This window comes from Trebonia kvetii (genome assembly GCF_007827045.1).
In the GTDB taxonomy this organism is placed as follows: Bacteria; Actinomycetota; Actinomycetes; order Streptosporangiales; family Streptosporangiaceae; genus Trebonia; species Trebonia kvetii.
In genome coordinates this window covers 19,835-40,657 of sequence record NZ_RPFW01000005.1, presented here as the reverse complement: position 1 = coordinate 40,657, position 20,823 = coordinate 19,835, and the positions used below count along the sequence as shown (strand labels likewise).

The window sequence follows — 20,823 nt, the reverse complement described above, 5'->3', positions numbered from 1 at the left end:
GTCAGCTGAGCCGCTCGACGACCATGGCCATCCCCTGGCCGCCTGCGGCGCACATAGTCACGACGCCGACCTGCGCGTCCCTGAACTTCAGGCCGTTGATCAGGGTTGTGGTCATCCGTGCGCCGGTTTGCCCGAAGGGGTGCCCGAGGGCGATGGCCCCTCCGTGCACGTTTACCCTCGCCGGGTCAATCTTCAGCTCGTCAATGCTCGGCAGGACCTGCGCCGCGAAGGCCTCGTTGATTTCCCACAGGTCGATATCCGCCGCGGACATTCCCGCGTTGGCGAGGGCCCGGCGCGATGCCTCGACCGGGCCCATGCCCATGATCTCGGGCGATATGGCGGACACTCCGGTGGCGACGATCCGGGCCAGTGGCGTGACGCCCAGTTCGGCGGCGCGGGTGTCGGACATGATGACGAGTGCCGCCGCTCCGTCGTTGAGCGGGCAGCAGTTGCCCGCGGTGACTGTCCCGTTCGGCCGGAACACCGGCTTGAGTCCCGCGAGGGACTGGGCCGTCACGTTGGGCCGCGGTCCGTCGTCGGTGCTGACCACGGTGCCATCGGGCAGTTCGAGGGGGGTGACGTCGAGGGCGAAGAACCCGCAGGCGATCGCCTGCTGTACATTTTGCTGGCTGCGAGCAGCGAACTCGTCCTGGCGGGCGCGACTGACATTCTTGAGGGCGGCGACGTTCTCTGCCGTCTGACCCATGGCGATGTAGACATCGGGCAGCCGGCCGGCGTCCCTGGGATCGGCCCACTCCGTTTCATGGCGGACTGCGCGCGCCTCGGTGACCCGCATGGCCGGCGTGAAAATGGGGTTCTTCGTCTCCGGCATCCCGTCGGACTTGCCGTGCTCGAAGCGGGACACGGACTCGGCGCCCGCCGAGATCAGCACGTGCGCCTCGCCGGCCCTGATCGCGTGCATGGCCATCCGGCTGGTCTGCACGCTTGAGGCGCAGTAACGCTGGCTCACGGTGCCCGGTACGTCGTCCAGGCCAAGCATCACCGCCACGACGCGGGCCATGCCGTACCCCGCCTCGCCGGCCGGCTGCGCACAGCCGAGCATGATGTCGTCGATCGTGTGCGGGTCAAGCGCAGGCACTTTGGCCAAGGCCGCGCGGATCATCGCCGCCGCCATGTCGTCGGCGCGCATCCCGCGCAGCGACCCTTTTACTGCCCGTCCGATCGGCGAACGGGCGGTGGCTACTATGACGGCCTCAGCCATCGGTCCTCCTCGCGGCTGCCTGTGAGGGGCGGGGCAGCGTACCGCCTTGGCCCGGCTCGCCGGCCGGCGCCATGTCGGCGGCGGGGACCATGAGCCGGAACTTCTGCACCTTGCCGAGCGCGGTGCGCGGCAAGGCGTGGACGACCGTGACCCCGCGGGGCACCTTGAAGTTGGCGATCCTGGCGCGGGCGAACGAGATCACCTCGTCCGGCTCTGGCGAGCAGCCCGGCCGGGGCACCACGAACGCGTGCCCTACCTCGCCGAGCCTTGTGTCTGGCACACCGATCACGACCGCCTCGGCGATCATCGGATGGGTGGCGAGAAGTTGCTCAACCTCGACCGGGTAAACGTTGAAGCCACCGGTCTGGAACACTTCCTTGATTCTGCCGGTGAGAGTGAGGTATCCGTCCTCATCCAAATGGCCCACGTCGCCGGTGTGCAGCCAGCCGGCAGCGTCGATCGCCTCCGCCGTCGCTGCCGGATCCTCGAAGTACCCGAGCATGACGTTGTACCCGCGGATCACGATCTCCCCGTCCTCGCCCGCTGGAAGCGGCCGGCCCTGCTTGTCGACGATGGCCAACTCAGTCCCGGGGATCGCCTTCCCCACGGTGGTCGACATCTTCTCGATGCTGGAGTCCGGGGGGCACGTGGTGGCGGTTCCCGCAACCTCGGTGAGGCCATAGGGACTCTGGACGGTCTCCACGTTCGGCAGTTCCGCCCGGACCCGGTAGAACAAGGCCTCGGGCACGGTGGCGGCGCCGGCGATCACGATGCGCAGCGCACTGAGGTCGAAGTCGGGAAAGCGAGGGTCGTCCAGTATCGAGTGGTAGAGGGTGGGCGGGCCGGGCAGCACGGTAATGCGCTCGGCCTGCGCGACCTGAAGGGTTGCCTCGACATCGAACACCGCGAGAGGGAACATAGTCGCTCGTTTCAGCACGCAGGCGAGCATGCCCGCCCGGTAGCCAAAGCTGTGGAAGAACGGGTTGATGATCAGGTACCGGTCTCCCGCCCGCAGCCCAACGCCGTCCGCCCACGCAAGCGATGTGCGGACGGACGCCTCGTGGCTGGTCATGACCCCCTTGGGGACGCCGCTCGTTCCTGAGGTGAAGACGAGGTCGCACAGCGTTCCCGGGGCCAGGGCGTCAATGCGCTTGTCTACTTCCTGCGGCCCGGCCAGGGCGGCGCCCTCAAGGAACTTCTCGTAGGGCAGAGCCACCGGGTCGTCGTCGGGGCGCAGCGTGACAACCGAACGCAGGAAAGGGAGACCAGGCAACGGAACCGCTCCGGCCCCCGTACCTGATTGGCCGCTGTCCGCAGGGCCCGCTTCCTGGCCGGCTTCGCGCAGCATGCCAAGGTAGTCGTTGCCGAGGAACCCGTTGTCCACGACAAGCAGTACGGCCCGCGCCTTGGCGAGCAGATAGCGTGCCTCGGCGCCCTTGTAACGGGTGTTGACGGGCACCAGCACTGCCCCCGCCGCCAGCACGCCGAGGGCGTCAATGATCCAGGTCGCGGAATTCGGCGCCCAAAGCGCGACCGCCTCTCCCTGTTTCACCCCTGCCGCGATCAGGGCGCGGGCAAATTCCTCCGACCGGGAGCCCAGGTCCGCGTACGTCAGCCGGACGCCGCCGTCCACCACTGCCTCCACGCCGGGGCTATCGGCAGCTGCCGCCCGCACACACAGCGGCACCACAAGCGGGACCGGCGACGCATCCATGTCCTGAGCCTCCTCGCGCCTGGAACTGCGGTCGTCCTCAGCATAACCTACCAACCAAGCGCTTGATAGCGCAGCTGTGACGCCGGTGAATACAACACTTCGGCGGTTCCGCCCGACCGCCGCGCGCCGCTAGGCGCCGCCCGGGCTCGCGGCCGCCGTCTTGCCCGCGGCACCGAGAGGCAATCAGGGATTTACCCGCATTTATCTCTCCGCCCGCGGCGGGCAGATATCTGTCTGGTAAACTAGCAAGCGCTTGGATAAAGATCGCCACAAACGCAGCGTCGCGACGAGCTAGGAACGGGGAACGGTCATCATGACGCGAGGTAGCGGCGGTATTAAACGGTCGGGTCAGCGGGGCCAGCCGGGCATTATCCGCGAGCCGGCGCAGCAGGGCATCAGCCGACGGGACGTTATCCTCACGCAGGCGGCGGCCCTCTTTGCCGACCAGGGCGTGACGGCCACCACTGTGCGGCAGATAGCCGAAGCGGCCGGCGTTCTTTCTGGCAGTCTCTACCATCACTTCCAGTCAAAGGAAGAGATAGCCCAAGAGGTCGTGATCACTTACCTGGATGACTTGCGTGGCCGCTATCGCGCTCTCGGCCAGCGCGACCTCGACCCGCTTGGGCGACTGCGATCGCTCGTCCTGGTATCACTCGAGGCCGTGGCCGAATACCCCTACGCGGTCGCGATCTACCAGAACGAGGCGGCAGTCCTTCGCTCCATTCCCCGCCGGGCGCACATCACGGCGGTGGCCGCTGAAATCGACCAGTTCTGGACCAGCGTGATTACGGCAGGCGTGGATTCAGGGCACATCCGCTCCGACGTGGGCCCGAGACTGCTCCGCCGCCTGCTGCGAGATGCGGTATGGGTATCGCCTCGCTGGTACCGGCCGTCGCCGGCCTGCCCGCCTGCCATGCTCGCGGACGACTTGCTCAGGGTCTTCCTTGAGGGCTGCTCCGCCAGGGACCCGCGGCGCCTGACCTCCCGGGTGGCTGACGGCTGACCGGGTACCCGTCCGGGCATGTAACCTCCGTGTCGCTGTCACGCTTGCCCTAGCCTGCCAACCAAGCGCTTGATAGAGTTGCAAGCGCTTAGGTGACGAATGGACAGTGAGGACATGGGCATGGCAGAGGCATATCTGGTGGAAGCCGTGCGAACACCGGTAACGCGCAGGGGAGGCGCACTGGCCGGGGTGCACAGTGCTGATCTTGGCGCGCACGCGATCAGCGCTCTGGTGCAGCGCTCGGGCGTCGACCCCGCCGCCGTCGAGGACGTGATCTTGGGCTGCACCGAGACGATCGGCTCGCAGGCCGGCGACATCGCGCGCACCTGCTGGCTGGCGGCCGGCCTGCCAGACCATGTCCCCGGGGTTACCGTTGACCGCCAGTGCGGTTCCTCTCAGCAGGCGGTGCACTTCGCGGCACAGGCGGTGATGTCAGGGACCGCCGACGTCATCGTGGCCGGCGGCGTGCAGAACATGAGTTCCATCCCCATCTCCGCCGCGATGACGCTGGGCGAGCAGTTCGGCTTCCCCGACCCGTTCTCCGGGTCGGTCGGCTGGCGCAACCGGTACGGCGACGTGCCAGTGACGCAGTTCCGCTCGGCCGAGATGATCGCCCGCAAGTGGGATGCCACCCGGCTGGACATGGAGGAGTTCGCGCTGCGCAGTCATCAGCGGGCCGTCGCCGCGATCGACGCGGGGTACTTCGACCGGGAGATCGCCCCGCTCGGGGACGCCACCGACGACACGTGCCCGCGGCGTGACACGTCCCTGGAAAAGATGGCCGCGCTGCCCGTCCTTCCCGCGCTTGAACCGGACGGCCTGATCACCGCGGCCGTCTCCAGCCAGATCTGCGACGCCTCGGCTGCCCTGCTGGTGATGTCCGAGCGCGGCGTCCGCGATCACGGCGTCACGCCGAGGGCGCGCATTCACCACATCTCGGTGCGCGGCGCCGACCCGGTGTGGATGCTTACCGCGCCGATTCCCGCCACCGCGCACGCGCTGGCGAAGACCGGGCTGACGATCGATGACATCGACCTAGTCGAGATCAATGAAGCGTTCGCCTCGGTCGTGCTCGCCTGGCTGGCGGAGACCGGCGCGGACACGGCGCGGGTCAATGTCAGCGGCGGCGCCATCGCCCTCGGGCACCCGATCGGTGCGACCGGTGCCCGGCTGATGACCACGCTGCTGCACAACCTGGAGCGGACCGGCGGCAGGTACGGGCTGCAGGTGATGTGCGAGGGCGGCGGCCAGGCCAACGTCACCATCATCGAGCGCCTGTAATGAGCCCACTCGACGGAAAGGCCGCCATCGTCACCGGCGGTACCAAAGGAATCGGTGCCGTCATCGCCGCGCGACTGCTCGGCGCCGGCGCATCGGTCGTCGTCTGCGGCCGCAGCGAGCCGGAAAGACTCCCGTCGGCCGGAACGGCCACGGCGGAGTTCATCAAGGCGGACGTCCGAGAACCGGACCAGGCGGCCGCGCTCGTCAACTACGCGGCCGAGCGGTTCGGCCGGCTCGACATCGCCGTCAACAACGCCGGCGGGTCGCCCAATGCGGACGCCGCGACCATGTCACCCCGTTTCGCCGCCAAGATCATCGCGCTGAACCTGCTCGCTCCTTTCTACGTGGCACAGGCCGCCAACACGGTGATGCAGCGCCAGTCCGGGGGCGGCGTCATCATCAACATCGGCTCGGTGGTCGCTGCCAGCCCCGCGCCAGGCGTCGCCGCGTACGCGGCGGCCAAGGGCGGCCTGACTGTGCTGACCCGCGCCCTGGCTCTCGAGTTCGGCCCCAGGGTGCGGGTCAACCAGGTCACGGTTGGGCTGGTGCAGACCGAGATGTCCGACGACTACTACGGGGACGACGAGGGCCAGCGCGCCGTCGCCGGGCTCATCCCAGCCGGACGGATGGCCGCTCCTGCCGATATCGCGGACGCGTGCCTGCTGCTCACCTCCCCCCTGGCCGGCTATATCAGCGGAGCTGAGCTTAGGGTCGACGGCGGCGGCGAGGTGCCCGGCCGCTTCGCGGTCGCCCACCCCTGGGCCGCCGGGCAGCCAGAATAGGAGCTCTCTTGGTTGAGGACTTTACCGGCCACAAAGGCACGGCCATTGTCACCGGCGGCTCAGGCGGCATCGGCGCGGCCATCTGCCGACGGCTCGCGGCGGCCGGCTCAGCGGTGGCGTTCACCTTCTGTCGTTGCCGTGACCACCGCGGCGACGCGGCGCCACCCTGCTCGTGACGGCTTGTCCACCGGCGCGAAGGGAGCGGTGGAAGCCCTCGCGCGCGCGTTCGCCGTTGAGGAGGGACGCTACGGCGTCCGGGTCAACTGCGTGGGCCCCGGCATGCTCACCGACGGCATGTCAGCCGAGCTCATGAGCAGCGGCCAGCTCGACCAGCGCGCCTTTGAGGTCACCCTGCGCAACATCCCGCTGCGGATGTTCGGCGACTCAACGGACATCGCGGAGGCCGTCTGCTTTCTGGCTTCCAACCGAGCACGCTTCATCACGGGACAGAAGCTCGACGTGGACGGCGGGTACGCGGCGTGATCGCCGACGACGGGGCGAGGCTTGCGGACCGCCAGCAGATTCACGACCTGATCGTGACCTACTGCCGGGGAATCGACCGGCTGCAGCTTGATCTGGTCCGCGGCGTCTATCACCCCGGCGCGGTCGATCACCACACCGGCTTTGACGGGCCCGTTGAGGAGTACCTGCCCTGGCTGCGGCCCATGCTTGAGAAGTACGACGGGACGATGCACGTCGTGGCGAACCACTTCGTCGAATTCGCTGGCCCGCGCGCGGTCTCGGAGACATACGGGTTCGCGGTGCACTGGGGCAGTCCCCCCGACGATCCGCGGGTCAACTTCACGAGCGGGTTCCGCTACGTCGACCTGCTGGACTGCCGGGACGGCCGGTGGGGCATCATCGAGCGGCACGCCGTGCGGGAATGGACGCACTCCGACGTGCAACTGCTGATGTCTCCGGAAGACCGCGGGCCACGTGGTGCCCGCACTCCAGACGACGTTGTCTTCAAGCAGCTTGCCCGCATCCGTTCGGGATCACCGGAATCTTCTTCCGGAACGAGCGCGACGTAAGTCAGGCCTCGTTCGGCAGGTTCGTGAAGCCCTTGCCGTCCGCCCGGCCGTACCAGCCGCTGGCCGCGAGCGTCCCCCCGTCGACGGTGATCGTGTGGCCGGTGACGAATCCGGCGGCGGGTGAGGCGAGGAACTCGACCACGGCCGCGCAGTCGTCGGGGTCACCGAACCGGCCCAGCGGTACCCAGCTCCGCACTGACTCCTCCGGCCGGCCCCGCAGCATCGCCGCCCGCGGCGTCTGCTCGGTGTTGATCAGGTCGGGGCCAATGGCGTTGACGCGGACGCCGTGCTGCCCCACCTCGACTGCGAGCGAGCGGGTGAACGCCACGACCCCGGCCTTGAACGCCGAGTACACGGCATGGCCGGGGATGCCGCGGAACGCTTCCACCGTGGACACGTTCACGATTGAGCCCGCCTGGCGGGCGATCATCAGCGGGAGCAGCGCGTGCGTCAGCCGGAAGACATGGAGCAGGTTGAGCTCGTACATCTGCTGCCAGTTGGCGGGCGAACTGGCGGTGAAGGTGCGGGTCGCCGGCCTGAAGTCGCCGACGTTGTTGACAAGCAGGTCGATCCGCCCGCCGCGGGCATCCGTGATCAGCCCGCGGATCTCTTCGCCGACCCGCCGTTCGTGCGCGGCGCCGACCACGAGCGCGCACTGGCCGCCCTCCTGCCTGATCCGGGCGGCCGTCCGCGCACCGGCGGGTCCCTCGATGTCGTTGACGATGATGTACCAGCCGTCACGGGCGAGGCGGCGGCATATCGCGGCGCCGATTCCGGCACCGCCCCCGGTGACCACGCCTGTCTGGACAGGCGCGCTCCCGCTTTCAGGCACGGTTCGCCATCCGGGTGAGCGGCGCGATGCCGAGACGCTCGGCGCACGCGGACATCTCGTCCTTGACCCGCTCGAGATCTGCCGTCGGCGTCGGTGACAAGAGAATCCGGTGCGCCCCGAGCTCGGCGAGATCCGCCGCGCGGCTGCCGGTGATACGCCCGACGTGATGACCGAGGGTGATTTCCAGGAGGCCGGGATCCCGCCCGGCGCGCTCGGCGGTGGAGCGCATCAGCGCGATGCGGTTCATCAGGTCGGCCTTGGGCAGGCCGAGCGGCTGGAAGCCGTCGCCGCGCAGCCCGGCCCGGCGCGCTGCCGCGGGCGAGTGGCCGCCGATGTGCACGGGCACGCCCGAGGCCCGCGCTGGCTTGGGAAACGACAGCGCGCCGGCAAAGGCGAAGAACTCGCCCTTATGGGTACCGCCACCCGGCGCGGACCCCGCCCACAGCGCTCGCATGGCGTCGATCGATTCGTCAGCCCTGCGGCCGCGGGAGGCGAAGTCGATGCCGCATGCTTCCGTTTCCTCGCTCATCCAGCCGACGCCAACGCACAGCCGGACACGGCCACCGGACAGCCGGTCCAGGGTCGCTACCCGCTTGGCCAGGATGACGGGATGGTGGTGCGGCAGGATGAGGACGCCGGTGGCCAGGCCGAGAACGTTTGTGCGGGCGGCGATGAACGCGAGCAGATCGATCGGATCCGGAATATCGCAATCCTCCGCGAGCTCGAACCTCCCGGACGGATCGTACGGGTACCTGCTCTTGTAGTCGGCGATGACGACCGGATGATCGACCGCGACGATGGACTCGAAACCGCAGGCCTCGACGTGGCGGGCGAACTCGGTTATCCACTGCGGGTCGGCGGTAACGTTCGCCCCGACCGGTGCCAGTACCGCGTACTTCACTCCACCTCCGGCGTTCCCTGGGAGGCCGCTGAGCGGGCGACCTGACCTGACCATCATGGCCCGGCACCGTCAATTGATCAAGCGCTTGATAGATCCAGCGCAGGGCCGCTCAATCCGTGACTCAGCTGGCGCACACGGGAACCAGGAGCCCCACAAGGCCCACCCACGCTTGACCCTCTTGTCCCGGGCCCGTACGGTTAATTTCGAGCAAGCGCTTGTTTGAGGAGTGTGGGTGCGTTATCGGACAATCGGCAATGACGCCACCGGGCGGGCCGAGGTCAGCGTCATCGGCATGGGCTGCCTCGCCCTCGAGAACCGGCCCGGCCACCTTGAGCGCGCCGAGCCGACGGTGCGCGCCGCGCTTGCGGCGGGCATCACGCTGTTCGACACGGGCAACAGCTACGGCAACGCCGTGCACGGCAGCGCGGCATTCGGGGTGAACGAGGCGCTCGTCGGCGAACTGCTCGGCCGGCTGGGGGTTGCGGCCAAGGTATTCGTGGCCACCAAGACCGGCCACATCCGCACCCCCGAGGGCGGCTGGGACCTCGACGGCTCGGCCGGGTACATCCGCAAGTCGGTCGACGGCAGCCTGCGCCGGCTCGGCGTGGAGCAGATCGACCTCTACCAGCACCACCGGCCCGATCCCAAGGTGGACTACGCGGAGAGCATGGGCGCGCTGCGCGAGGTGTTCGAGGCGGGCAAGGCGCGGATGATCGGGATCTCCAACGCGAACCCGGCGCAGATACTCCTGGCCCGCGAGGTCCTCGGGGATGCCCTCGTGGCGGTGCAGAACGAGTACTCGCCCGCGTTCCGCACCAGTGAGCCGGAACTAGCCCTTTGCGAGAGGCTAGGGCTCAGCTTCCTGGCTTTCAGCCCGCTGGGTGGCATGGGCGCGGCCAGGCGTCTCGGGCAAGCGCACGAAAGCTTCGGCGCGGTGGCGGCCGACCTCGGCGTGAGTCCGCAGCAGGTTTGCCTCGCCTGGCTGCGCACCCGTTCCACCGAATTGATCCCGATCCCTGGCGCCAGCAGGCCGGAGTCAATCGCCGACTCCGCGCTGGCGGCCGAACTCGAACTGCCCGCCGAATACCTGCAGCGACTGCCTTAGGGTGTGCCATGACACTGACGCCAACGTTGAAATCACGCATCCGCCTCACCGACCATGTCGCCTTCACCGTGCCGGACCTGGAGGAAGCGGTCGCGTTCTTCACCGACGTCCTCGGGGCTACCGAGCTGTACCGGTTCGCCCGGGCGGACGATCCGCGGCTCATGGTGGAAGACATCGGGGTGCACCCGCAGGCGGCGCTCAGCGCGGCCATGCTGCGGCTAACGGACGAGATCCGCGTCGAACTGTTTCAGTGGCGTGCCCCCGACCAGAACCCGGCGATGCCCCAGCCATCCGATATCGGCGGCCATCACCTCTGCCTGGTCGTGGACGACCTGGACGCCGCGGCCGACGAACTGCGCGGCCATCCGGACGTACGGGTGTACGGGAACGGGGGCAAGCAGACCGTGGGCCCTCGCGCAGGAGGCCGCTGGATCTACTTCCGCACCAAGTGGGGCCTGCAGATCGAGCTGGTAGCGGACCCGCCACGGCGAGGACCACAGTAACCGAGGCACAGGAGGTCGGTAGCGATGTCATTCCAGTCATCGGAGCACGACGAGCTGGCGCAACTGCGGGCACGGCTGCGAGAGCTTGAGGACAGGGCCGCCATCACACAGCTTGTCGCCGAGTACGGGCCGGCCGTGGATTCCGGAGATGCCGCCGCGGCGGCGGCGCTCTGGACCGACGACGGCTGCTACGAGACGGATCCCTCGCCGCTCATCGGCGCGCGCGCGATCGCGGACATGGTCGATGGCCCGCTACACCAGGCCATCATCGGCGGCGGGGCCGGTCACATCCTGGGACCGGTGGCCGTCACGGTCAGCGGAGACACGGCCGTCGCGGTCGGGTACTCGCTGCTGGTTCGGTACTCCGCGGAGGATGGCGCCTTCTCCGTGTTCCGCTGCTCGGCAAACCGCTGGGAACTGGCGCGGGCCGATGAGGGCTGGAAGGTGGTGTCGCGGCGCAACGCGCTGCTCGACGGTAACCCATCGGCCCGCAACCTGCTGCGGACGGGCCGGCCCGCGTGAGCTCCGGCGAGACGGTCCCGGCCGCAGGGCGCCCAGTCGCCCTGATCACGGGGGCGGCTTCAGGCATGGGGGCCGCGTGCGCCCGCACACTGGCGGACCGCGGTTACAGGGTCGTCGCCGCGGACTTGAACCCCGACGCCACCGCGCTTGGCAATCTCGCGCGATCCGCCGACGCCCTGGTAGTCGCCGCGGACGTGAGCGATCCGCGGCAGGCAGCCCAGATGGTCAAGTCTGCGACCGACAGGTTCGGCCGCCTGGATGCCGCCGTGAACGCGGCGGGCGTCAGCCAAAGCGTCTTCCTCCGCACGGCTGACCTCGGCGACGATGAGTGGCACCGGGTCATGTCGGTGAACGCCAGCGGGATTTTCTTCAGCATGCGCGCCGAGATCCCTGCCATCCTCGCGAGCGGCGGTGGTGCCATCGTGAACTTTGGTTCAACCATGAGCGTCGCGGGCAGCGCGTCAGGAAACTGCGCCTATGTCGCCTCCAAGCACGCGGTGCTCGGGCTGACCAGAGCGGCCGCCCTGGAGTACGCACAGGATGGCCTGCGGGTGAACGCGGTGGCCCCCGGGATCATCCAGACCCCGATGACGGACTGGTGGGAGGCGGACAAGCGCGCCTCGCAGCTCGCCAAGCACCCGGCGGGCCGCTTCGGGACCACCCACGAGGTGGCGGCGCTTGTCGCGTTCCTCATCTCCCCTGAGGCCGGCTTCGTGACCGGCGCGATGTATCCCGTGGACGGCGGGTTCGGAGCTCAGTGAGCATCGGAGCCCCATGACGCCTCGGGGAACAGCGCGGTAAGTGCCCGCATTTGCTCGACGCACTCATCAGGGCTGTCGTGCAGGAACGCCACGTTGACGATCGTGGCCCCGGCATCGACCCTGGCACCAACCTTCCTCGCCGTCTCCTCGGGCCTGCGCAGCGGGTCGAGGCCCGGGCACTCGAGGATGACGTCGAATCCCTCGGGCAGCGTCGTGCCGTCGATCAGGCGGCGCAGGTCTTCCGTGGTGAGACCGAACGGGACCCAGCCGTCACCGAACTCCGTCGCTCTGCGCAGCGAGCGCGAGGTCGAGCCGCCGATCCAGATCGGCACGTGCCGCCTGTTGCTGTGCGGCTCGATGACGAAGGCCGGGTAATCGTAATAGGTCCCGTGGTACTCAGCCACGCGCTCACCCCAATTGGTGCGCAGGGCAGCGAGCGCGTCGTCAGCGCGCGCCCCCCTGTCACCGAACGGCGCGCCGAGAAGGTCGAACTCCTCGCGGAGTGTCCCCACGCCAAGCCCGAGGATCAGCCTGCCGCCACTGAGCCTGTCCAGGGTTCCGTAGCGTTTGACTAGTTCCAGTGGGTGATGGTAGCCGAGCACGAGCACGTGCGTGGCGAGCCGGATTGTGGTTGTCGCAGCGGCGAGGAACCCCAGGGTCGCCAGCGGGTCCCAGTACGCCGCACCGCGCCGCCCGGCCGCTACAGCCGGGATGCCCACGTGCTCACTGCACGTCAGGTGGTGATAGCCGATCTCATCCGCCGCCCGTGCGACTGTCACGATGTCCTGAACGTCCGCTTGCGCTTCCCAGGCGTTCGCCTGCCCGGGCGGCTGGCAAACCACGGGGGTGGTAAGGCCGAATCTCATTAGTGCCTCCTGCACGGGCTCGGCAGCACTTTCGCGACTAGTCTATCGAGCAAGCGCTTGGTAAAACGGCCATATCCGGCAGTGCAGCGCTCACCGCCGGCAGCCCACTGGGCGAGGCATGCCGCCAGGCGCGTCTGGAGACAAGTCGCAACCATGACGACCCCACCTGGCTGGCCTACAGCGTGTACGGCGACCCAGCAGCCAAAGCAATTGCGGCCCGCCAGGAATGACGGGGCCAAGCCATGGAAGTGAGTGATACAGGCGTAGCCGTCGACGAAGTCGTCGATGCCGCCAAGAACGTGATCAAGCTCGCCGGCATCTAGGCAACCGAGACGGGCAAGGACCTGCGAGTCGCCTCCAGCCAGCTGATACTTAACACCGTGGCGATCGTCACTGGAGGCGGATTGGACTTCCGTGTCCCCTTTGTGGGCCTGAGACTCGACGTGGGCGGCACCATCACCAGACGCGACACACATGATCGACATCACCCTGATACCGCCGCGGCTGCAGCATGAGGTACGAGCCACTGCCCGGCCGGTCTGCCAGGCATTCGTGTGGACGCGATGGGCGTCTACGGGTTGCCTGAGGAGGTGCTCACTGACAGCGGGACCGTGTTTACCGGCCGGTTCATCAAGCCCCGCCTGAGCTGCCTGCCTGTTGGTCATGCCCGACGCGACCAGGCGGGCGACCTCTTGTTCGCGTCCGAGGCAGGCCCGGAGCGGTTTTCGTCGTATCATTCGTCTTCCGGGTCATCGGCCAGGAGATTCCTGACAGCATCACCCCCAGGACCGGGCCTGGCTCGTCGCCGGTCACCACCTGGACGTACCCATCGGGGTACTCGATGAAGACGTTCGCCCCGCCCGGCATCGGGGTCACCGCAACGGAGCTGCCGGCTGGCATCTGACCGTCCAAGACCGCCCTCAGGGCCTCGGCGTCTTCGGGCGTCACCGCTGCCACCCGTAGACCCTCGCCAGGTGCCCGACGAGATCCGTATACGTCGCCACGGTCACGAGCTCCCTCTCGGGGTCTGCGACCTTCCAGCCCTCGCGGCAGACGGCGATCTCCAGCCCGTGCTCAGCCTGGTAGTAGCGGAGCGTGGCGAGTGCGGATTCCTCGGGGTGGACGGGCACGTGGTTCTCGGGTCCCATGGACAAAGCAACGCATGGCAATGCAGTGCATTGCAAGGTCTAGCAGGGTAATAGCTGGTCATGGCAGGTGAGACGGTTTCCTGCATGGCAGTGAGGTGGGAAGACTTCCAAGAGCGACCGGGCGCTACGCCCGTCTATGTCCAGCTTGCCGACTTCATAGCCGCTGCCATCGAACGCGGTGACCTAGGAGCGGGCAGCAAGCTCCCCGCCGAACGTGACCTAGCGGACCTCATAGGCCACTCGCCCGAGACCGTAGCCAAGGCCCGTCGCCTGCTCGTTGAGCGTGGCCTTGTCGAATCCCATGTCGGCAGAGGGAGCTACGTCACCGTGCCCGGAGAGCCGTAGCTCCCGTAGAACCTCGCCACGGGAGAACGGGATCTACGGGATGCACAGTTACCGGGCACCCTAAGTAGTGCCATGAATCCTTTGGTCTATCAATTGTCGTGCTTGTCCTCGGGTTCCGCGACGCCCAGGACGCGGAGGGGCGTCCTAGACCTCACGGCGTGGGGCACGCGTCCTCGTCGTCGAAGGTCAGGCGCTCGTCCTTCGTCGCGCCGTTCGCGATGGCGGTCTCGTACTCGGGATTGAGAACGCACGGTCTCCGGAAGCCACTCCCGCCCTAGTACGTCTACCGGGTAAGGACCTGTGAACGCGACCGCCCGCACCGCTGCCACCCGCTTCGCACGTCTCTGCGGCAAGGTTCCGGGCGAGCTGCTGATCGGCCCACCCGTCCAGCATCGCCGTGAACACCTACTCATCAGCCCGTAGCAGCGACACCCCGGGCACCAGATGCAGCGGCGCAGCGCCCGGTGCCCGACGGTCCAGTTCCATCCAATGTAAGTACATCGCAATCAGGCCAGGTCAGCGGCCACCGACCGCGCCGTGGCCTCCTCGGTGCCCAGACCGTCGCGAGAGCCGCGCCTGCCGGCAGCGGGAACCCGTCGCCGCGAACGCGGGCGGGGCATGCTCCCAGAGTTTCATCAGATGCAATTCCCAGCACAGAAAGCAAGATATGCATAAGCCCGACTTATCTATAGTCCGGGCGCGGATTATAGATACACTGATTTCCGCGTCGCTGCCGCGAAAATTCGCAAGAGACAAGTCGCGCCGAGGATGACGGAGGCGTTCGATGGCTGTGCGAGAAAACGGGATGGGCGACGTCGGGGACCTACCCGGAAATGGCGATTCACAAGGCGGGCGCAGGGCGCGCCTGGGGACGGGGCGGCCGCACAAGGTCGAGATGCGCCTTACCGCCGAGGAGTTCGCGTTGATCGAGGATGCGGCCAGGCGGGCGGGTCTTGCCCGTGGCGCGTATGCGGCGGAGGCTGCTCTGGCCGCTGCCCGCGGCATCCCGAAAGCGCAGGCAAGGGACACGGATCTGGCAGATGCGCTCAGCGAGCTTGTCCGCGCGACGGGGCTTGTGCGCAGGATCGGCGTGAACTTGAATCAGGCGGTTGCGCGGCTCAATGCGACCGGCCAGAGATCTGGCGATCTTCTCCCCTATGCCAGGGAAAGCCTGCGCAGGGCGGAAATGCTTACCAGGGCAGCGGAAGATGTCCGGAAGGCGCTCCGGTGATATTCCGGATTCCCGTTTCCTGCTGGCGGAGCGTCAATCCGTTCGGAATGCATTCCTGCCCTAACGCGGCACAGAAAAGCATGCGGCGAATGACGACGGAATCTTGCTCCTGCGGGACGGATAATATTCCGCAGTCGTTCAACGGCTCATTCCTTGGGCGGGCGGGCAGCGGAATGCGTTCCGGGCGAGCGGACAGGTAGACGGATGATCGGGAAGATCAGCGCGCCGCGAGGTGAGCGTGTCGAGCCGCTGATCTACTACCTGTACGGTCCGGGGCGCCGGGAGGAACATACCGACCCGCACATCGTGGCGGGCTGGTGGCATCCGGCGGAGCTGGAACCGCCGCTGCATGCCGACGGCAAGCGTGACTTCCGGCGGCTGCTCGGGCTGCTGCGGCAGCCGCATGCGGCGATGGGCACCCGGGCGCTGGAGCGCCCGGTCTGGCACTGCGCGGTGCGCGCGGCGCCGGAGGACAGGATGCTGTCGGATGACGAGTGGGCTCAGATCGCCTGCGACGTGATGCACCGCACCGGCCTTTCTCCCCTGGGCCAGGAAGACGATGCGGTCCGCTGGATCGCCATCCGGCACCGGGATGATCACATCCACATCGTGGCGATGCTGGCCCGGCAAGACCGGCAACGACCGCGACTGTCGAACGACCGGCACCGCGTCCGGGAAGCGTGCCTTGCGGCCGAGGAGCGGTACGGGCTGCGCCGGACAGCGGCCGGGGACCGGACGGCGGCACCGCCTCCGTCACGCGCGGAATCGGAGAAGGCGGCGCGGAACGGCCGGGGTGAACCACCGCGGGTGACACTGCGGCGAGCAGTGAACCGCGCTGCGGCCGCTGCCGGGAGCGAGCGCGAGTTCTTCGACTTGCTCCGGTCATCCGGCGTGCTGGTCCGCACCCGGGATAGTGCGCGGAACCCAGGTGAGGTCACGGGCTACGCGGTTGCCCTGGACGGTGGTTAGGACGGTCGGGGCAGCCTGTCTGGTTCGGCGGGGGGAAGCTCGCGCCGGATCTGACCTTGCCTAAGCTCCGGCAGCGGTGGCCGGGATCGGCGCCTCTGAGTGGTTTGTTTTCGCCCGCGGAGCGGGTCGCAGCCTGGGGTCAGGTCCTTCGTGCTGTCGATATCGCTACCGCACATATACGTCAGATGGCTTCGGGCGACCCGGACGCGGCATCCGATGCGGCGTGGGCCGCATCCGGAACGATGCACGCTGCGGCTGCTTTCCTAGGAAGCCGGGTTCTCCGGGAGGCCGCCAATGCCTATGACCGGGCGGCCCGGGCGCCCTACGTCCGCATTCCAGCTCCCACCCAGACGGGGAACAGTTTGCGGGCCGCTGCCCGGCTGCTGTCTGTCCTTGCCTTCGTCAGCGGCGATCCGTCGCTGCGGCCGGTCCTGCTCGTCGCGCGGCTTGCTGTGCTCGCCGAGGCGGTTGGCCGGATGCGCCAGTCCCAGGAGCGGGCAGCTCAGGCGGCCAGCGCACTGGATGCCGCACAGCGGATGCACGACGCCATGGCGGAGGGGCAACCGGTCCAAGCATCTGCAGTCGCGGCTTCTGCTGACACGACGGCAGGCCTGGCAAGCACCGGGTTTCCAACTATGCCGGGCGTTGTTCCCAGGCCGTCTCCGGCTCCCCGACCACCGAGAGCCGCCTCAGCACCGCCTCGACGGCCTCCGCGGCCACGCCGCTAGCAAACCTAGACACCTGGAACTACGGAAAGAAGGAAGAGTCCATGGATCCGTCGGAAGTACATCCAGACCTGATGGGGGAAGCGCTCAGCCATTCGGCGCAGCAGCTGGCGCAGTTGGGGTCGCTGCTCGTCTCCTGGGCGACAGTGCAAGCCCGTCGTGCTGAGCGGCGCGCAGCCGCGGAGGCAGCACGTGACGAACAGCAGTTCCGTGAGCTCCGCGACCAGGAGATAGCGGCTCGGCGGCTGGCACGCGCCGGGTGGGCGCCGACACGAGACCGGCAGTGGCTGGGCAGGGCCGACCTGCTCGATGCAGGGCGCGCGTGGAGCGCCGCGGCGGCGTGGGCGGATGCTGAGCCGGATGCCGCGGCCGCGATGGGCGCGTGCGAATCCCGGATGCGTGACCTGCACCCGTATGCCATGGCCCGGTACGACCGGCTACGCGCTGAGGGGGCGGGGCCGTTCGAGGCGATGCGGGATGTCGTGGCGCTGTTCGGGCGCGCGCCCAAGGCCCGGCCAGGGGAACCTGCGTGTTGCCCGGCGTTCAGGATGCCGATGACCCGGGCGTTGAGGATGCCGATGGCTGGAGACGAGATCGCCCCGCCGGGCTTGGCCGGCGGGGCGATCTGGTTGGCGAGGTGTCGCCGGCTGTCGGCGAGGTGCCGGTGTCAGTCGATGACCTCGCTGACGGCGGAGCGGGCGGCGGTCTCGTCGACGAGGTTCTTGCCGGCGGCGAAGGCTGCGACGAGGGATTGCAGGGCGAGGTTGTTGACGGCGCGGGGGTAGCCGCGGCCGGTGGAGTGGATCAGGTTCATGGCGTCCTCGGTGAAGAGCTGGTCGGCCCGGCCGGCGAGGTTCACGTGGTGGGCGATGTAGCTGGCGGTCTCGGCCTGGGTCATGCCGGGCATCGTGTAGCGCAGGGCGGTGCGCTGCTCCAGGGCTGCCAGGACGGCGAGCTTCATGGTGCGCCGCAGGGTCGGCTGGCCGACGAGCAGGCAGGCGAGCGGCGAGTCCTGGTCCATCGAGGTGTTCGTGAGCATGCGGATCGTCTCCAGCTGCTCGTAGGACAGGAGGTGGCCTTCGTCCAGGACCAGGACCGGGGTGCGGCCGCGTTCCTCGCGCTCGGCGATGAGGGCCTTGCTGACCTGGGTGAACAGCCGGGAGCCGAGGTGGGACGGGGACTGGCCGAAGACGTTGAGGATCTCCTCGTGCATGCCGCGGACGCCGATCATCGGGTTGGGCAGGTAGATGATCGTGTGCCTGGAGGGGTCCAGGCCGGCCAGGACGGTGCGGACCGAGACGGTTTTGCCCGCGCCGACCTCGCCGGTGATGACGCCGATGGAGCGCTCGCTGATGCACCAGGCGATGCGGGCGACGGCCTCGTTGTGGGCGGCGTGGCGGTGCAGCATCCCGGGGGCGAGGTTGCGGCCGAAGGGCATGCGGCTGAACCCGTAGTGGGCCTGCAGCTTCTCGATCATCCGGTGTCTCCTGGCTGTTCGTCGCGGCGCTCGATGCGGGCGATGAGGTTCTTCTTGGCGTTCTGGAAGGCTGCGAGCTCGGCGGGGCTGGCGTTGCGGATGCCGGCGTCGGACAGGCGCCTCATCCAGGCGATGAGGGCGGAAACCTCGCCGGGGGACGGGGCGGCGGGCCGGGTCACGGCTCCTCCGGCCCGGCGAGGGCGGAGTAGTTGACCTTGCCGGCCAGCTCGGCGGTGTGGCGGGCGTCGACCAGCGCGAGGGAGTCGATGCCCGTCGTGGGGACGGGCGGCTCGGCCGGGACCTCGGGCCTGGCCTTGGGGTGGGAGTGGCGGCTGACCTGGAACGGCTGGGCGGTCCCGGCGTCCTTCCCCTCGCTGCGGACCCGCAGGAAGGACAGGTCGAAGGGGTCGAAGACCAGCTCGACCTTGCGGCCCGCCAGTGACGGGTCGACCTGGTAGCGGTTGCCGTGCAGGGACACCAGGCCGGTCTTGGCGACGGTCCGGTACTCGCCCCAGCGGAACGCGTCGGCCAGGTCGCCGGGCGACGGGACGGGGAACGGGGCGCCGGCCATCCAGCGGGCGAGAGGAGCCATGCCGGTCTCGCTGTGGACGCGGCGGTGGTAGACGTTCTCCACCCAGGCGGTGAACAGCCTGTTCATCTCGGCCAGGCTGTCCACCTTGCGTCCCGGCTGGCCGTCGCCGGCGGCGATCTCGACGGTGAACTCGCCGTTGACGGTGCGGAAGAACCGCTCGATCTTGCCCCTGCCCTGCGGGCGGCCCGGGGCGGAGTGGACCAGCTTGATGCCGAGCCGTGCGCAGGCCCGCATCAGCCACGAGTCGACGAACGCACTGCCGTTATCGACGTAGACGTAGGAGGGGACGCCGCGGGCGGCCAGCGCCGGGCGCAGCGCGGCGGCCAGCCGGACGGTGTCCTCGGCGAACCCCCACCGGTGTCCCGTGACCGCCCGGGAGTGGTCGTCGACGAAGGCGAAAAGGTATGTTTTGCGCCCTCCGATCCTCGGCCCGTGGAGGGCATCTCCGGTCCAGAGCTCGTTCGGGCGGTCCGCCTCGAACCGGCCGAAGACCGCCGGCTCCGCCGGGGCCCGCAGCGCGGTCAGCCCGGTGCGGACGAACATCCGCTGCAGGGTCCGCTCGTCCGGCGCCCACCCGTGCTGGGCCTCCAGGATCCGCTTGACCTGCGCTGCGCTCCGGTCCGGGTTCTCCTTCTTCAGTGCGGTCGCCAGCTCGAAAACCTCCGGCGGGGTCCGCGGCTGGGACTGCCGCGGCGACGGCACGAGCGCGTCGAACCCGCCCTTGCGCCAGTCCTGGATCCACCGGTCCAGAGTCCACCGGGTTATCCGGACCGTCCGCCCCTCCGGGTCGGTATGCGGGACCGCCGCGATCGCCCGCACCATCGCCCCCCGCTGCCGCCCCGTCAAAGTGGGGTCGGCGGCCTCCCGGATCAGCATGTAGCGGAACAGCCCGATCGCGCGGGCGCGCTCCAGCCGCACCGCCTGGTCGTCGTCTCTCCTTGTCAAGGAAAACCTCTTTCACGAGATGCCAAAACGGACAACCCGCGAAGATTCCCAGGCCAGCGGCACCCCGCATCAGGGGGAACTCGTGTTGGACAGCTACCGGGGCCAGCCCGGCGACAGCAGCCGGCCGCCGCTGGCCGCGCTCGCCGCCCGCCACGGCGACACCCTGCCGATGCCCGGCCAGCGCGAGGAAACCGCCGACGCGGCCCCGGCAACCGCCGCGACCGCGTCGGCGAACGGCGACGGCCCCTGCGCCGGCGGGACCGGATCGACCCCGGTCTCCACCAGCAGCCCGGTGAAGAACACCCGCACCGCCTCCGCCCGCGCCCCGAACCGCCGCAGCCAGCCCCGGACCGTGGCCAGCGCCCGCCCGGACGCCGTCGCGATCGGCCGCGCCCCCTTCCCCAGGGCCCTCGCCGCCAGCGCCGCCCCGATCACCTCGGCCAGGTCAGCCCGCCTCAGCAGGGCGAAAGCCGGCAGCAGCACGTGAGTAGACCCGCACCCCGAGCAGCGGGCCCGCCGCGGCCGCAGCCGAACCGGCCCCTGCCCGCCCCTCAGCACCCGCGGCCGCGCGTGCCCCCACCGCGCGAGCACCCCGCCGCACAGCGGGCACTCAAGCTCCCCGCCCGCCAGCGACCGTTCGACCTCAGCCGGATTTGCCCCTACCGTGACCACAAGCGCCTCCGAGCGCTTCACGGCCCTCCCGGGCGCACTCGGCCAAGAGACACCGGGAGGGCCTACTCATGCCCCCATCGGCAAGGTGCCGCCGCCGACGAACACCCAGGCCAGGGAAACACGCAGCCCAACATCATCGGGAAACACAATGCCGGAAACCCGGAACTACGTGAGCACCCAGGGTGCCGCTCAACAG

The 20,823-nt window shown here is 68.9% G+C and carries 23 protein-coding genes; 13 read left to right on the top strand and 10 right to left on the bottom strand.

The features are described from left to right. Position 1 precedes the first annotated feature (1 nt). Together EAS64_RS25175 and EAS64_RS25170 are read right to left on the bottom strand one after the other, a co-directional pair. Entirely contained in the window at positions 2-1,222 is a 1,221-nt protein-coding gene (locus tag EAS64_RS25175) for an acetyl-CoA C-acetyltransferase (protein WP_145856847.1), read from the bottom strand. Beyond that, positions 1,215-2,936 (bottom strand): AMP-binding protein, encoded by a 1,722-nt coding sequence (locus EAS64_RS25170; protein WP_145856845.1) that lies wholly within the window; start codon positions 2,934-2,936, stop codon positions 1,215-1,217. The genes EAS64_RS25175 and EAS64_RS25170 overlap by 8 nt, the downstream gene beginning before the upstream one ends. Before the next feature lie 313 nt (positions 2,937-3,249). Between EAS64_RS25170 and EAS64_RS25165 the strand changes: the two genes are divergently transcribed. From EAS64_RS25165 to EAS64_RS25145, 6 genes are all read left to right on the top strand, one after another. Then, positions 3,250-3,939 (top strand): TetR/AcrR family transcriptional regulator, encoded by a 690-nt coding sequence (locus EAS64_RS25165; RefSeq protein WP_145856843.1) that lies wholly within the window; start codon positions 3,250-3,252, stop codon positions 3,937-3,939. Between the two features lie 120 nt (positions 3,940-4,059). Next, positions 4,060-5,220: an acetyl-CoA C-acetyltransferase gene (locus EAS64_RS25160; protein ID WP_145856842.1), complete on the top strand. Its 1,161-nt coding sequence runs from the start codon at positions 4,060-4,062 to the stop codon at positions 5,218-5,220. Continuing rightward, positions 5,220-6,002, top strand: a complete 783-nt coding sequence (locus tag EAS64_RS25155) for an SDR family oxidoreductase (protein ID WP_145856841.1) — start codon at positions 5,220-5,222, stop codon at positions 6,000-6,002. The genes EAS64_RS25160 and EAS64_RS25155 overlap by 1 nt, the downstream gene beginning before the upstream one ends. 8 nt (positions 6,003-6,010) lie before the next feature. Continuing rightward, positions 6,011-6,178: an SDR family NAD(P)-dependent oxidoreductase gene (locus tag EAS64_RS45005; RefSeq protein WP_222849689.1), complete on the top strand. Its 168-nt coding sequence runs from the start codon at positions 6,011-6,013 to the stop codon at positions 6,176-6,178. Next, positions 6,141-6,485: an SDR family oxidoreductase gene (locus EAS64_RS25150; protein WP_222849590.1), complete on the top strand. Its 345-nt coding sequence runs from the start codon at positions 6,141-6,143 to the stop codon at positions 6,483-6,485. The genes EAS64_RS45005 and EAS64_RS25150 overlap by 38 nt, the downstream gene beginning before the upstream one ends. Next, positions 6,482-7,033: a nuclear transport factor 2 family protein gene (locus EAS64_RS25145; RefSeq protein ID WP_145856837.1), complete on the top strand. Its 552-nt coding sequence runs from the start codon at positions 6,482-6,484 to the stop codon at positions 7,031-7,033. The genes EAS64_RS25150 and EAS64_RS25145 overlap by 4 nt, the downstream gene beginning before the upstream one ends. 1 nt (position 7,034) lies before the next feature. Here the strand turns inward: EAS64_RS25145 and EAS64_RS25140 are convergent, their stop codons facing one another. Both EAS64_RS25140 and EAS64_RS25135 read right to left on the bottom strand, forming a co-directional pair. Next, positions 7,035-7,865 (bottom strand): SDR family NAD(P)-dependent oxidoreductase, encoded by an 831-nt coding sequence (locus EAS64_RS25140; RefSeq protein WP_145856833.1) that lies wholly within the window; start codon positions 7,863-7,865, stop codon positions 7,035-7,037. Further along, positions 7,858-8,766 (bottom strand): LLM class F420-dependent oxidoreductase, encoded by a 909-nt coding sequence (locus EAS64_RS25135; RefSeq protein WP_145856832.1) that lies wholly within the window; start codon positions 8,764-8,766, stop codon positions 7,858-7,860. The genes EAS64_RS25140 and EAS64_RS25135 overlap by 8 nt, the downstream gene beginning before the upstream one ends. A 232-nt stretch (positions 8,767-8,998) precedes the next feature. Between EAS64_RS25135 and EAS64_RS25130 the strand changes: the two genes are divergently transcribed. The 4 genes from EAS64_RS25130 to EAS64_RS25115 are packed head-to-tail and all read left to right on the top strand — an operon-like array spanning position 8,999 to position 11,657. Beyond that, entirely contained in the window at positions 8,999-9,871 is an 873-nt protein-coding gene (locus EAS64_RS25130; RefSeq protein WP_222849589.1) for an aldo/keto reductase, read from the top strand. A gap of 8 nt (positions 9,872-9,879) precedes the next feature. Further along, positions 9,880-10,374: a VOC family protein gene (locus EAS64_RS25125; protein WP_145856831.1), complete on the top strand. Its 495-nt coding sequence runs from the start codon at positions 9,880-9,882 to the stop codon at positions 10,372-10,374. Between the two features lie 24 nt (positions 10,375-10,398). Next, a complete protein-coding gene (locus EAS64_RS25120) occupies positions 10,399-10,896 on the top strand; it encodes a nuclear transport factor 2 family protein (protein WP_145856829.1) in 498 nt (165 codons plus the stop codon). Continuing rightward, positions 10,893-11,657: an SDR family NAD(P)-dependent oxidoreductase gene (locus EAS64_RS25115; protein ID WP_281283318.1), complete on the top strand. Its 765-nt coding sequence runs from the start codon at positions 10,893-10,895 to the stop codon at positions 11,655-11,657. The genes EAS64_RS25120 and EAS64_RS25115 overlap by 4 nt, the downstream gene beginning before the upstream one ends. Here the strand turns inward: EAS64_RS25115 and EAS64_RS25110 are convergent. Beyond that, a complete protein-coding gene (locus EAS64_RS25110; RefSeq protein WP_145856825.1) occupies positions 11,651-12,523 on the bottom strand; it encodes a TIGR03619 family F420-dependent LLM class oxidoreductase in 873 nt (290 codons plus the stop codon). The two genes, EAS64_RS25115 and EAS64_RS25110, sit on opposite strands and share 7 nt — an antisense overlap. 944 nt (positions 12,524-13,467) lie before the next feature. Then, a complete protein-coding gene (locus EAS64_RS25105) occupies positions 13,468-13,671 on the bottom strand; it encodes a hypothetical protein (RefSeq protein WP_145856823.1) in 204 nt (67 codons plus the stop codon). 60 nt (positions 13,672-13,731) lie between these two features. On the opposite strand from EAS64_RS25105, the gene EAS64_RS25100 reads away from it, so the two are divergent. The 3 genes from EAS64_RS25100 (at position 13,732) to EAS64_RS25085 (ending at position 16,216) form a co-directional block, all read left to right on the top strand. Beyond that, positions 13,732-14,016 (top strand): GntR family transcriptional regulator, encoded by a 285-nt coding sequence (locus EAS64_RS25100; protein ID WP_145856820.1) that lies wholly within the window; start codon positions 13,732-13,734, stop codon positions 14,014-14,016. 784 nt (positions 14,017-14,800) lie between these two features. Continuing rightward, positions 14,801-15,247: a plasmid mobilization protein gene (locus EAS64_RS25090; RefSeq protein WP_145856818.1), complete on the top strand. Its 447-nt coding sequence runs from the start codon at positions 14,801-14,803 to the stop codon at positions 15,245-15,247. A 204-nt stretch (positions 15,248-15,451) separates the two neighbouring features. Further along, a complete protein-coding gene (locus EAS64_RS25085; protein ID WP_145856816.1) occupies positions 15,452-16,216 on the top strand; it encodes a relaxase/mobilization nuclease domain-containing protein in 765 nt (254 codons plus the stop codon). Between the two features lie 1,392 nt (positions 16,217-17,608). Here the strand turns inward: EAS64_RS25085 and EAS64_RS25080 are convergent. The 4 genes from EAS64_RS25080 to EAS64_RS25065 all read right to left on the bottom strand — a co-directional run bounded on the left by EAS64_RS25080 (position 17,609) and on the right by EAS64_RS25065 (position 20,648). Further along, positions 17,609-18,418: an ExeA family protein gene (locus EAS64_RS25080; protein ID WP_145856814.1), complete on the bottom strand. Its 810-nt coding sequence runs from the start codon at positions 18,416-18,418 to the stop codon at positions 17,609-17,611. Beyond that, positions 18,415-18,597, bottom strand: a complete 183-nt coding sequence (locus EAS64_RS25075) for a hypothetical protein (protein WP_145856812.1) — start codon at positions 18,595-18,597, stop codon at positions 18,415-18,417. The genes EAS64_RS25080 and EAS64_RS25075 overlap by 4 nt, the downstream gene beginning before the upstream one ends. After that, positions 18,594-19,955 carry a DDE-type integrase/transposase/recombinase gene (locus EAS64_RS25070; RefSeq protein ID WP_145856810.1) on the bottom strand — a complete coding sequence of 454 codons (1,362 nt, stop codon included), beginning with the start codon at positions 19,953-19,955 and terminating at the stop codon, positions 18,594-18,596. Before EAS64_RS25070 ends, EAS64_RS25075 begins: the two co-directional genes overlap by 4 nt. A gap of 93 nt (positions 19,956-20,048) precedes the next feature. Next, the gene (locus EAS64_RS25065) at positions 20,049-20,648 is read right to left on the bottom strand and encodes a DUF6431 domain-containing protein (protein ID WP_222849588.1); all 600 of its coding nucleotides are present in this window, start codon (positions 20,646-20,648) and stop codon (positions 20,049-20,051) included. Positions 20,649-20,823 lie beyond the last annotated feature (175 nt).